11 protein-coding genes are annotated in these 12,282 nt (G+C 66.6%); 6 read left to right on the top strand and 5 right to left on the bottom strand.

Translation table 11 applies throughout. From position 1 onward, the window contains the following. Positions 1–49 precede the first annotated feature (49 nt). Complete coding sequence (locus ACFTR6_RS07520; protein WP_236783115.1) at positions 50–817, bottom strand: hypothetical protein; 768 nt, start codon at positions 815–817, stop codon at positions 50–52. Positions 818–1,040: 223 nt separating this feature from the next. Here ACFTR6_RS07520 and ACFTR6_RS07515 point away from each other — a divergent pair, with 223 nt between their 5' ends. Beyond that, on the top strand, positions 1,041–2,237 hold the full coding sequence (locus tag ACFTR6_RS07515; RefSeq protein WP_377957419.1) for a mechanosensitive ion channel family protein: 1,197 nt from the start codon (positions 1,041–1,043) through the stop codon (positions 2,235–2,237). A 73-nt stretch (positions 2,238–2,310) separates the two neighbouring features. Here the strand turns inward: ACFTR6_RS07515 and ACFTR6_RS07510 are convergent, their stop codons facing one another. Continuing rightward, positions 2,311–3,186 carry a glycosidase gene (locus tag ACFTR6_RS07510; RefSeq protein WP_377957418.1) on the bottom strand — a complete coding sequence of 292 codons (876 nt, stop codon included), beginning with the start codon at positions 3,184–3,186 and terminating at the stop codon, positions 2,311–2,313. Between the two features lie 269 nt (positions 3,187–3,455). Here ACFTR6_RS07510 and ACFTR6_RS07505 point away from each other — a divergent pair, with 269 nt between their 5' ends. Beyond that, positions 3,456–3,755: a hypothetical protein gene (locus tag ACFTR6_RS07505; RefSeq protein ID WP_076798652.1), complete on the top strand. Its 300-nt coding sequence runs from the start codon at positions 3,456–3,458 to the stop codon at positions 3,753–3,755. A gap of 119 nt (positions 3,756–3,874) precedes the next feature. On the opposite strand, the gene ACFTR6_RS07500 is transcribed toward ACFTR6_RS07505, so the two are convergent. After that, the gene (locus ACFTR6_RS07500) at positions 3,875–4,156 is read right to left on the bottom strand and encodes a DUF2630 family protein (protein ID WP_076798653.1); all 282 of its coding nucleotides are present in this window, start codon (positions 4,154–4,156) and stop codon (positions 3,875–3,877) included. A 315-nt stretch (positions 4,157–4,471) separates the two neighbouring features. Here ACFTR6_RS07500 and ACFTR6_RS07495 point away from each other — a divergent pair, with 315 nt between their 5' ends. Continuing rightward, entirely contained in the window at positions 4,472–5,365 is an 894-nt protein-coding gene (locus tag ACFTR6_RS07495; RefSeq protein ID WP_076798654.1) for a glucose 1-dehydrogenase, read from the top strand. A 189-nt stretch (positions 5,366–5,554) separates the two neighbouring features. On the opposite strand, the gene ACFTR6_RS07490 is transcribed toward ACFTR6_RS07495, so the two are convergent. Beyond that, entirely contained in the window at positions 5,555–6,577 is a 1,023-nt protein-coding gene (locus ACFTR6_RS07490) for an adenosine deaminase (RefSeq protein ID WP_377957417.1), read from the bottom strand. A gap of 150 nt (positions 6,578–6,727) precedes the next feature. On the opposite strand from ACFTR6_RS07490, the gene ACFTR6_RS07485 reads away from it, so the two are divergent. Both ACFTR6_RS07485 and ACFTR6_RS07480 read left to right on the top strand, forming a co-directional pair. Then, positions 6,728–9,379, top strand: a complete 2,652-nt coding sequence (locus ACFTR6_RS07485) for an ABC transporter (protein ID WP_377957416.1) — start codon at positions 6,728–6,730, stop codon at positions 9,377–9,379. Between the two features lie 226 nt (positions 9,380–9,605). Continuing rightward, positions 9,606–10,274, top strand: a complete 669-nt coding sequence (locus ACFTR6_RS07480; protein WP_076798657.1) for a transglycosylase family protein — start codon at positions 9,606–9,608, stop codon at positions 10,272–10,274. Positions 10,275–10,511: 237 nt separating this feature from the next. Here the strand turns inward: ACFTR6_RS07480 and ACFTR6_RS07475 are convergent, their stop codons facing one another. Then, positions 10,512–11,138 carry a hypothetical protein gene (locus ACFTR6_RS07475; protein WP_377957415.1) on the bottom strand — a complete coding sequence of 209 codons (627 nt, stop codon included), beginning with the start codon at positions 11,136–11,138 and terminating at the stop codon, positions 10,512–10,514. A 166-nt stretch (positions 11,139–11,304) separates the two neighbouring features. Between ACFTR6_RS07475 and ACFTR6_RS07470 the strand changes: the two genes are divergently transcribed. After that, positions 11,305–12,279, top strand: a complete 975-nt coding sequence (locus tag ACFTR6_RS07470) for an MSMEG_6728 family protein (RefSeq protein ID WP_377957414.1) — start codon at positions 11,305–11,307, stop codon at positions 12,277–12,279. Positions 12,280–12,282: the final 3 nt, after the last annotated feature.

Below are 12,282 nucleotides of genomic sequence, written 5' to 3'. Positions count from 1 at the left end.
GACAGGCTCGGCCAGCGGGACCCGGCAGGGCACTTATCCGGCAGGGCAGTTATCCGGCAGGGCGGAGGGAGGTGATCATGCCGCGGATGTTCTTGTATTCGGGGGTCTCCATGTAGGCCTGGGGCGTGTCGATGTGCGGCGGGTTCCCCGGGGTCGTGTCAAAGGGGTCGTAGACGCCGCCGAACATTGCGCCGCTGGGCGGCCAGCCGAAGAAATGGGCTATCGGGCAGGCCGTGGGACCGGTTGGTTCGGGCGCCGAGGTGATGCCGTAGGCCAGCAGCGTCATCTTGGCGGGATCGGTGACGGTGTCGTCCTGCCGCGATTCGAACGTGAACCTCGGCGTGCTCCCAGAATGCTTCAACGCCGGGAGCGGCTCCGATTCATACATGGCATAGGGCTGCTTCTTGGTGCATTCCGCGCCCGTCACCATGTTGGTACGCAGCGTGGCCATCGACTTGCCTGCGGGGGTGCGCACCTCCACGAACACGCCGCCGCCCTGCGGCGTCTCTCCGGCAGGGTCCTTGATGATCCACTCGGACGGAAGATCAAACGCCAGCGTGCCGTCCGACGTCGTAAACGTCTTCCAGCCCTCAGGCAACGTGGCGGACGCCGTGGCGGTGGCCGACGCCGGGCTGTCAGTCGCCGTTGCCGTTCCGCTGGCCGTTGCAGTTCCGCTGGCCGTTGCAGCATCCGAGGATGCTGATGTTTCCGGTGCCGCAGACCCTCCGCCGCCCGGCGAAGCAGGCGCCCCGCAGCCGGCGAGTGCAACGACGGCAGCCAAAACGGCGGCCCCGGACAAAATCCCTGAATGGCGCAAGGCTCCTCCTCGAGTTGCGAACGTGCTCCCCATTCTGGGCTTCCACCCCTTGGCCGGGAAAGTGATCGAGACTACTGAATCCAAAGTGTTGTGGTCGATAACGAACCGGACCGCAAGGGCCCGGCACCGCCGAATAGGCAGCAAAGCCGGTGGAGTGCAAATTTCCACTCAAACGAAGAAGGTTGGTAGGGGTTGATACATGCCAGACCTTCTAGACCAAGCAATGCCTTTCCTCGCAATCGCAGTGGCCCTGGCCGCCGGACTGGTCCTCTCCTGGCTGCTCCGGCGCGCCGTCCTGCGGCTCAACCGCCGGCTCACCGCGCTGCACGATTCCTCGCGCCGGGCCAAAGTTCCGCTGCGGCTCACGCTGTGCCTGATCGGCGTCAGAGTCGCCCTGGCCCTCACCACGGAGGACGCGCCATGGCGCCGAACGGTGGACCAAGTGCTGCTGATCGCGCTGATCGCGGCCGCAGCCTGGCTGGTGGTGGCAGTGCTGCTGATCATTGAATCACTCATGCTCACCCACTACAGCGTGGATGTTGCGGACAACCGCCGCGCCCGCCGGCTGCGCACGCAGGTGCTCCTTGCCCGGCGCGTGGGCGTGGCGCTTGTTGTGATCCTCGCACTTGGCATCGCCCTGCTCACCTTCCCGGATGTGCGCGCACTTGGTGCCGGCATACTGGCCTCCGCCGGACTGCTCTCCATCGTGGCAGGCCTCGCCGTGCAGTCCTCGCTCGTCAACGTCTTCGCCGGAGTCCAGCTCGCCTTCACCGACGCTATCCGGGTGGACGACGTGGTGGTGGTGAACAAGGAATGGGGCCGGATTGAAGAAATCACGCTGACCTACGTAGTGGTCCACATCTGGGATGACCGCCGCCTGATCCTGCCGTCGACGTACTTCACCACGACGCCGTTCGAGAACTGGACGCGGCGGCGGTCGGATGTCATGGGCACTGTCGAGTTCGATCTCGACTGGCGCGCCCCGGTCGAGGCCATGCGCGCGGAGCTTAAGACCCTCCTGGCCGGCACCGACCTGTGGGACGAGCGTGTGGGCATCCTCCAGGTCACCGATGCCACCAGCGGCTTTGTCCGGGTCCGGATCCTCGTCAGTGCGGCGGACAGCGCCTCACTCTTCGATCTGCGTTGCCTCATCCGCGAGAAGCTGGTCCGCTTCCTGCAGCAGGAACACCCGCAGGCGCTGCCGCATCTGCGCTGGGAAACAGCCGGCTCGGCCCAGTCCCAGGCTTCGGCGCGGCGGCCTCACCCCCAGCTGGAAGCCCATCACCGCCCGCCATCCGACCCGCACGATTCCCAGCTCTTCACCGGCTCCATAGAGGCCGTGCAACGATCCCGCGCCTTTACCGGACCCGGCGAGCAGGCATTCGAGGACCGCGAAAAGACTCTCTCCGCCCACGGCTAGGGAGCCCAGGCCCCGTGAAGGCAAAAAGCCCCGCCGCAGCATCAGCTGCAGCGGGGCTTCGAGCCGGAGGGAATCAGTTGACGGTGATGTCCCGGGTCCGGTGGTCGTAGCGGATGGTGAGCTGGCCGCCGACGTGGTGCAACTCGTGGTTGGCACCGTCGAAGGCGCCGAACGCACCGTAGTTCTCATCCCAGGAGCGGTTGAGGGCGATCTTGAAGTTGTAGTAACCGGCCGGGATTTCCGCCGAGAGCTTCCACAGCTGGTCCAGCGTGTCCAGCTTCATCTGTGCTTCGTCGTACTGCGGCGCCCAGTTCTCCGGGGCTCCCAGCAGGGTGTTGAAGTCGCCGGCCACAGCCACGGCTGCGGGCTGGTCGACGGTTTCCACGGAGCTTTCGACGGCGGGTGCCTGCGCTTCGGCGTCAGCCTCGGCCTTGTGCTGCACGGCCTTGGCCACGGGAGCCACTGCGCCTTCGATCAGCTTGGCGGCCTTGTCCGCAACCTTGGCGACCTTGGACGGAGCCTTCTCTGCCTTTGCGGCTGCGACCTTCGCCGGCGCCTTCTCGGCAGCGGGCTTGGCGGGTGCGGCCACCGGAAGGGGCGTGTCGGCAGGGACCGGGGTACCGGCGTCGAGCGCTGCCGAGAAGCTGGCGGCGTCCGGGAAGGCGACGGTAGCGCGCTGCCCGTTCTCGGTGATGGTCCAGCCGGAGCGTCCCTTGACCAGCCAACCGGCCTTGACCAGCTTGGCCGTGGCGGTGGTCAGCGACTTGTGGCCACGGGGAATGCCGCCACTGAGGAGTTCAGCTTCGTAGGCGTTCAGCGGAACCCGGACGAGGGCTTCAGCCAGTACGGCGCCGGCGTTCTGCGACTCACCCGACAACACCCCCTCTGACAGAACGTCCAGCACGGCCTTAAGGCGGATGTTGGTGTTTTCAGCGGCAGTCTTGCGCATGGTTCCCCTTACAGAGCGATTGTTCCCACAGTAGTTTGCCAAGCGCGGGGCGAATCTGGCGACTTTAGTAGGTAAACATTGTGTGTCGTGACCGACTATGACGGGGATTACACCCAAACTGAGCCGCAGGTCTCGCTTCTGGCAGGCCCGCGGCGCCCTTCCCGGCCGACTTCCCGGCCCGCCTCCCCCGCCCGTGCGAGCACGCCATTTCCCGGCGGGAGGAATGGAAAGTAGGCTTACCATATAGAGCGAAGCACCAAACGGAAGGGATGAATTCAGTGAGTGACCACAGCAGCAACCCAGACGGCTTTATCGTTCCGGACCCTTCGAAGCTCCGTGACGACGTTCCCGGCGACGCGGGTGATGACGCCAACGCCATCCGCTTCAGCGAGGAGCAGGCACTTATCGAGGAGCAGTCGCACGGTATCCGCCCGGAGCGCTACAGCGTTCCGTCCGGCGGCCCCACCATGGAAGAAGCCCGCGGCAGCATGGACCTTTCCGACGACACCCGGGACACGGCCGCCGCGGACAGCAGCGACGACGGCCTGCACAGCGGCCAGGAGCAGTAGCAGCAACTGACACCGGCAGTAATAGACACCGGCCAGTAACTAGCTGCAGGCACAGGCAGGCGCCTCAGCAACGTTGAAGGGCGGCCATCCACGGCTGCCCTTCCGCGTTGCCGACCAGGCTACTGCGCGTAGCCTTCCACTTCACTCGGCGGACGGGCATCCGCCTCATTGGGATCCTCGCCGGCCTTCGCCTTCGCCCGGCGCTGCCGCAGCAGATCCCAGCATTGGTCCAAGGCGGCCTCAACCTGCGCCAGGCGGGCAAGACGGTCCTGATCACCCGCAGCGCCGCCCGCGCCGGCATCCCCCGAGCCGCCGGCGGAACCTGCCGCCGCCGGCTCACGGAGTTGATGCTCTTCGTCAACCAGCGCCTGGATGCGCTGCAGAATGTCCTGGTTATCCATCGCCTTCACTCCTTGGTTTGCCGGTGCACGCTCATGGGAGCCGCAGCCTGGGACCGCCGCCCCAACCAACCGCCGCCCCATCCAACCGCCTTCCCAACCATTCGAGGGGCCGGGACTGCCAGCCTAATCAGCTGATGCAGTCGGCGGAAGAGCTTCCCGGTCACCCTTTCGCAATGGCCACAAGGCACCACTGGCGGCACTGCCGTCGTCTGGCTAGGGTAGACGGTAAGCATGCTTAGCATTGCCCTTGAACATCAGGCACCGAGTCGAGCCCGATGTTCCTGTCCGCGTTCAACACCACCTCGGAGGAGAACCATGACCGACCAGTACACCTTCAAGAACCCCGTCACCGCTTACGAGCACATCGAGCCGCCCAAGCAGCACCAGCCCGAGCCCGGCCTGGACGCGAAGCTTGACCCCAAGGCCGACCTGGGCGAGGACACTTACCGCGGCACCGGCCGCCTTGATGGCAGGAAAGCGATCGTCACGGGCGCAGACTCCGGCATCGGTGCAGCGACGGCGATCGCCTTCGCCCGGGAAGGGGCCGACGTGGTGCTTTCCTACCTCCCCGAGGAGGAAGAGGACGCCGCCAGGATCGCCAATCTGATTGAGAAGGCCGGCAGAAAAGCCGTGAAGATGCCCGGCGACCTCAAGGACGCCGCGACCTGCCAGAAGCTGGTAGACGCCGCGCTGCAGGAACTGGGCGGTCTGGACATCCTGGTGAACAACGCCGGCAAGCAGGTGGCCCAGGAGGACATCGGCCAGATCACCGACGAGCAGTTCGACCACACGCAGAAGACCAACGTGTACGCCATGTTCTGGCTCACCAAGGCCGCGGTGCCGCATCTTCCGGCCGGCTCCACGATCATCAACACCACGTCCATCCAGGCTTACAACCCGTCGCCGACGCTCCTGGACTACGCCACCACGAAGGCCAGCATCAACAACTTCACGAAGGGACTGGCACAGCAGCTGGCGCCGAAGGGCATCCGGGTGAACGCCGTTGCTCCCGGCCCCATCTGGACACCCCTGCAGGTCAGCAGCGGCCAGCCGAAGGAAGCCCTGCCCGAGTTCGGCAAGGACACTCCCCTGGGCCGCGCCGGACAGCCTGCCGAGCTCGCCCCCGCGTACGTGTTTCTGGCCTCGGCGGAGTCCAGCTTCGTGGTGGGCGAAACGCTGAACGTCAACGGCGGCAGCCCGACCCCGTAGCGACCGGCCGCGGGCCGCAGCACATTTCTGCACCGCTTTCCAAAAAGCAGCATCGCTGCCGGACCCGGGAATACCGCATGACCGAGCGGATGACCCGGGTCCGGCGGCGGCACGGCCCCGGAATAGTGGAGCAAAATTGCTGCGGCCCGACTGAGCCTTAGCTGGATTAAGCCTTAGCTGGAGCGAGCCTTAGCTGGACAGTTCGTCCAGGAGTTCCTGCTTCCGTTCCTCACTGGCGAACGAGGACCTGATGGAGTTCGCGGCGAGCCTGACCCTGTCGAATTCGGACAGCCCCAGGACCGACTCGAGCTGCTCGAAGTTGTTGTCGACGTAGCCGCCGAAGTAGGCCGGGTCATCCGAGTTCACGCTGACGTTGAGTCCGGCCGCCAGCATGGCCGGCAGGGGATGGACCGCCAGCGTGTCCACGGCGCGGAGCCTGACGTTCGACAGCGGACAGACCGTCAGCGGCACACGGTCGGTGACCAGCCGCTCCACAAGGTCCGCGTCTTCCATGCACCGGATCCCGTGGTCGATGCGCTCCACTCCCAGCACGTCCAGCGCCTCCACAATGTACGACGGCGGGCCCTCCTCCCCTGCATGGGCAATCTTCCGCAGGCCTGCTTCGCCCGCCCGGGCAAACAGCCGGGTGAATTTCGACGGCGGGTTGCCCACCTCCGCTGAGTCCAGGCCGATGCCGGCGATCCGTGCGTTCATCGCGAGCAGCCCGTCCAGGACCTCGAGGGCGGAGTCTTCGGAGAGGTCCCGGAGGAAGGCGGCAATCAGCAGGGTGGAGATGCCGAACTCCTCCTCGGAGGTGGCGAGGACCGAGGCCACGCCGTTCACGCACGTCTCCAGGGAGACACCCCGCGAGAGGTGGGCCTGCGGATCCATCATGATTTCCGCGTGCCGCACCCCGGCCGCCGCGGCCCGCGACAGGTAGGCCCGGGTCATGTCCGCGAAGTCCTGCTCCGTCCGGAGGACCGCCATGTTGGCGTAGTAAAGGTCCAAAAAGGACTGCAGGTCCGTGAACTCGTACCGGCTGCGCAGCTCGTCCAGGTTCGCATATGGCAGCTCGATCCCGTTGCGCTCCGCGAGCGCGAAAATCAGCTCGGGCTCCAGCGTCCCTTCGATATGCAAATGCAGCTCAGCCAGGGGAGACGGGAACGGGGGCGCCGTCACCTCCGCTTCGTCCGATGGCGCTGTTTCTGTCACCGGCGCAGTTTCTGTAGTTCGCGGCGTGCCAGGTGAAGGCGCAGTTCCGGCCGAAAGGACAGTGGAATCAGTGGATTCGGCGGCGCCGTCGTAAGTGTTCACCCCGACAGAATAGTCCCCGGACCGGGCACAACCGCTAGAGTCGATCAGATGCGGACTGAAGAGTATGCTGACCCGTTAGCCGATCTGGACTGGTCCCTGGACAGTGGCCCGGGAGCCGACCATTCTGTTGACGGCTTCGTCCGGGTGCGCGGTGCCCGGGAGAACAACCTTCGCAACGTGGACGTGGCCGTCCCGCGCGACGCGATCGTTGCCTTCACGGGCGTCTCGGGCTCGGGTAAGTCCTCGCTGGCGTTCGGGACGATCTACGCGGAGGCCCAGCGCCGGTACTTCGAGTCCGTGGCCCCCTATGCCCGCCGCCTCATCCAGCAGGGCCACAATCCCAAGGTGGAGATGATCACGGGGCTGCCGCCCGCCGTCGCGCTTCAACAGCGCCGCGGCACACCGAGCAGCCGTTCCACGGTGGGGACGGTGACCACGCTGTCCAACTCGCTCCGCATGCTGTTCTCGCGCGCCGGCAGCTACCCGGCCGGGGCCAGCCCGCTGGACTCGGACGCCTTCTCGCCCAACACCGCCGCCGGCGCATGCCCCGAATGCCACGGCCTCGGCGTGGCACACACCGTGACTGAAGCCTCGATGGTCCCCGACCCGTCCCTGAGCATCCGGGAGGGAGCCATCGCGGCCTGGCCCACCGCGTGGCAGGGCAAGAACCTGCGCGACATCCTCATCCACTTGGGCTACGACGTCGACACCCCGTGGCAGGACCTGCCCCGGAAGGACCGCGACTGGATCCTCTTCACCGACGAGCAGCCCGTCGTCGAGATCACGCCCCAGCGGGACCGGGTGGAGAAGCCGTACAAGGGCAGGTTCTGGAGCGCCAAGAGCCATGTGCTCCACACGCTTTCAGACTCCAAGAGCAGCACGATGCGCGAACGGGTACTCCGCTTCATGGAAACCGGCCACTGCCGCCGGTGCAGCGGCAGCGGACTCACCCCCGAGGCCCTGGCCGTGACATTCGCGGGCAGGACCATCGCCGAACTCAACGCAGTTCCGATGGCCGAGCTGGCGGACATCATCCGCCCGACCACCGAGCTGAAGGCCGCCGGCACCGCCTCGCGGAAGCTGAATCCCGGCAAGGAGTCCGCCGGTGAACGCAACGAGGTGGCCGTCGCCATCACGCGCGACCTCCTCCAGCGGATCACAGTCCTGCTGGACCTGGGGCTCGGCTACCTTGCGCTCGGCAGGTCGACGCCGACCCTCTCGCCGGGCGAGATGCAGCGCCTCCGAATCGCCACCCAGCTGCGCTCGGGCCTGTTCGGCGTGGTCTACGTGCTGGACGAGCCGTCCGCCGGGCTGCACCCCGCCGACGCCGAACCCCTCCTGGCGGTGCTGGAACAGCTCAAGTCGTCAGGCAACTCCGTCTTCGTGGTGGAGCACAATATGGACATTGTGCGCCGCGCCGACTGGCTCGTCGACGTGGGGCCAAGGGCAGGAGAGGCTGGCGGCGAAGTGCTCTACAGCGGCCCCGTGGCCGGCCTGGCCGACGTCGAGGCCTCCGTCACACGCCCGTTCCTGGTTCCGGACGGCGCCGCTGGCGGCGGTTCGCCGGGTGGTACTGAATCGGACGGCAGCGGGCCTGACAGCAGGGACCAGACCAGCCGCCGTCGGGAGCCTGCCGGCTGGCTGGAACTGAAGGACATCACGCGCCACAACCTCCGCGGCCTCGATGCTTCGTTCCCGCTGCAGGTGCTGACGGCGGTCACTGGCGTCTCCGGTTCGGGCAAGTCGACGCTGGTCAGCCACGTCCTGGCCGGGGTGGTCGGATCTGAACTGCACGGAGGCGCGGGCACAGATTCCGCGGGGTCCCTTGGCACCGACGACGACCAGCCCATGAACGGCGGCGACCCCGGCACGCCGCTGAGTGTTGGAAACGTGACCGGCCTGCACCACGTGGACCGGCTGGTGACCGTGGACCAGAAACCGATCGGCCGAACGCCCCGGTCCAACCTGGCCACCTACACGGGGCTCTTCGATGCCGTACGCAAGGAATTCGCGGCCACGGACGAGGCCCGCGCACGGGGCTACGGGGCCGGACGCTTCTCCTTCAATGTGGCTGGCGGGCGGTGCGAGACCTGCCAGGGCGAGGGCTTCGTCGCCGTCGAACTGCTGTTCCTGCCGGGCAGCTACGGCCCCTGTCCGGAATGCGACGGGTCGCGCTATAACCCCGAAACGCTGGAAGTCACCTACCGCGGCAAGAACGTGGCCGAGATCCTGGGCATGACTGTGGACGCCGCCGCCGAATTCCTGCAGGACATTGCCCCGGCGGCGCGCAGCCTGCAGACACTGCGGGAGGTCGGGCTGGGCTACCTGCGGCTCGGACAGCCCGCCACCGAACTGTCCGGCGGCGAGGCCCAGCGCATCAAACTCGCCACCGAACTGCAGCGGGCACGCCGCGGCCACACGCTGTACCTGCTTGATGAGCCCACCACCGGGCTTCATCCGTCCGACGTCCGGCTCCTCATGGCGCAGCTGCAGCGCCTCGTCGACGCCGGGAATTCAGTGGTTGTGGTGGAGCACGAGATGGACGTGGTGGCAGAAGCAGACTGGGTGATCGACCTCGGGCCGGCCGGCGGAGACGCCGGCGGCAGGATCGTGGCCTCCGGAACGCCCGCCGACGTGGCCGGTTCACCCGACAGCCGGACTGCCCGTTATTTGGCATCCGCGCTCGGGGGACGGAACTAAACCCTGGATCGAACCCAAACATCTCGATTTGATAACGGAGCGCGACCCGTTTAGGGTGGGACACATGCCCGCGCGCGACGCGGGCCCATGAATGCCCGGTGCCGCCTCCACCATTTACTGCCCGGCCGGCGGACACCGAAATGACCTCTAGTTCGTCAGGGGCGGGCAGTAGCGCGAAAACGTCCGGGGACGGACCGAGCGCGGGTGGCCTCAGGAGCATCCCAAAATGAAGAAATCCACCATCAGCACTGCCGCGCGCCGTGGAGTGACCCTGGCCGCCGTTTCCGCCGCATCCCTGGCCCTCTCCGCCACCGCGGCCAACGCCGCAACGCCCACCACTACGAGCGCCTCCACCTGGGACGCCCTCGCACAGTGCGAGAGCGGCGGCAACTGGGCCATCAACACGGGCAACGGCTTCTCCGGCGGCCTGCAGTTCACCCCGCAGACCTGGGCTGCTTTCGGCGGAACCGGTGCGCCGCAGGACGCTTCCCGCGCCCAGCAGATCGCCGTGGCCGAAAAGGTACAGGCAACCCAGGGCTGGAACGCATGGCCCGCCTGCTCGGCCAAGCTCGGCCTGACCGGTGGCGGTGGCGCTCCTGCACCGCAGATCCAGCCGCAGAGCTCGACAGTACAGGCCGCGCCCGTCCAGGCTCCGGTCCAGACCGCGCCCGTCGCCCAGGCTCCCGTGGCCGAAGCACCGGTCCAGGCCCGTCACGCTGCCGCCATCAACGTAAGCGGCGAGACCTACACGGTCCAGGAGGGCGACACCCTGAGCAAGATCGCCGACAAGCTCGGCATCCACGGCGGCTGGCAGCACCTTGCCGACGCCAACGCTGACACCATCAGCGACCCGAACCTCGTGTTCGTCGGACAGGTTCTGCAGCTGCCGGCCTAATCTGGCTGATCAGGCCGCTTAGCGGCTAAAGCTCGACGCCGGGCGGTCCCTTACGGGGCCGCCCGGCTTCGCTGCGTCTGGGGGTTGTGCCCGGCTTCGCTGAAGCTGCCGTCGCTGCATCTGCCTTTCATGCACCGATCTTCAGATGCAACGACGCCGGGCGCCCCCTTAAGTGGGGACGCCCGGCGTCGTACTTTTATTCTCTACAGCGTGACGGCCGGAGCCGCCGGTAAACGGCTACGCCGCGGCAGGAAGCTCCCGGACGATGCGCACTTTCCAGGCGGCGTCGTCGCTGGTGTCCAGGAGGGCAACGGTGCCGGAGGCGATGTGCAGGGCAACCCGCTTGGCGTGCAGCAGCTCGAGGTAGAGGTGCTCGTTGACACGCGCGGGGCTGTCGATGACGAACTTCATGGCATCGCGCATCTTGCGGTAGTTGTCGCTGCGTTCGCGGTGCAGGTGCAGTTCGAGCGCATGGCGCTGCTTGACGCGCGGCTCATGCTTGTTCAGCCAGTTCACGGCAGCGTGGACGCCGATGACCAGGGCCAACGAAACGGCGTAGATCCACCAGCCGGTGGACATCAGGAACAGCGGCAGGTTGGCGACGGCCACCACTGCGATGAAAACGCGCAGGGCGACGAGCCGGCGCAGGGTCAGTGCAACGGAAGCAAGCGCGGTGCGGAAGCGGTGCTGGTCCTTGCGCGCAGCAGCCGGGTCCAGCGTAAACTCGTCGAGAACGAGAATTCCGTTCGCGTCGGCGCCCAGCATCTGACCGTACTTTGGGACGAACAGCTGAGGCTCCTGTGAAAGGTGTGAATTCCCCTCTGCAGGGGCGGACGACAGGGGCGCGGGAGAGGTAAGAGTCATGAATTTGCTTCCGGACGCTGTTGAGGTTTCCGATATCTTAGTGGATTAATCAACCTTCCGCATCCAGGCGTCCACATTGTGAGCAGCCGGATGTCCATTTTGGGTGCTGTCTGTGCCGCGCGGCACTTCAATTGGCACATCGCGTCAAGGACGGCAGACTGAAGGGATGCAAACCTTCCTCCCCTATCCCGATTTCCGGCAAAGCGCGGCCGCGCTGGACACACCCCGGCTGGGCAAGCAGCGCGTCGAAGCACTGCAGACACTCCGCGCGCTGGTCATCCCGGAATACGGATGGCAGTCACACCCCGCCATTCGAATGTGGATGGGGCACGTTCCTGCACTCACCATGTACGGCCTGGCCATGGTGGACGAATGGACCAAGCGCGGCTTCGCCGACACCACACGGGACAATATCCGCGAGTTCGCTCCGCAGGCTGCCCATCCGGACTACGCCGCCAAGATCCTGCTTCCGCCGTGGCTCGGGGACCCCGAGTTCCACCTCAGCCACCGCTCCAACCTGATCCGCAAGGACCCGCACTTCTACGAAGAGGTCTTCCCCGGGACGGAGCATGGGCTGGAGTACGTCTGGCCGGAGCCCCGTCACGAGTTCCTGCCAAAGGACCCCGCGGGTGACGTTCTCTGGATTCTGCGCGAGCACGTTGGCCACGGCGACCCCGAACAGCTGGACAAGGTGGGGCTGCCGGCTGTTGGCCGGGCTTCCGCTGCTGGCGCCCCGGGCGGTGCGGGTGCCGGTTCCTCCTCCGATTCCGGGGGCGCCAGTTCCGGCGGCGTCGGCGATTCCGACGACGACTACCAGTTCGTCTACGCGGAGGAAACGTCGCGCAGGCCGTCCAAAGTGGCCAAAAAGGCCCCGGCCAGGCCGCTGGTCAAGAAACCGTCGCGCAAGCGGCAGCGCCAGGAGGCAGCCTTCTCAACTCTGCCCGGCAAGTCGCCGGTGGCCGTACCATTCGACGGCGGCGGCAAGTTCGCCGTCGGAATGGTCCTGGGCCGTCCCATCACCCTTGACGACGGCCGCTTCGGACGCAATTTCAAGGTCACCGACATCATCGACCGGTCAGAGTTCGACTACCCGGCGCTGCTGCAGGATCCCCGCGTCTTCTTCCCCGTCCCGGCGCTCTGAGTC

It is taken from the genome of Arthrobacter sp. NPDC057009 (genome assembly GCF_042673905.1).
Classification (GTDB): domain Bacteria; phylum Actinomycetota; class Actinomycetes; order Actinomycetales; family Micrococcaceae; genus Arthrobacter.
Note: the sequence above shows the minus strand (reverse complement) of the source record. Positions and strands in the feature narration are given on the sequence as shown.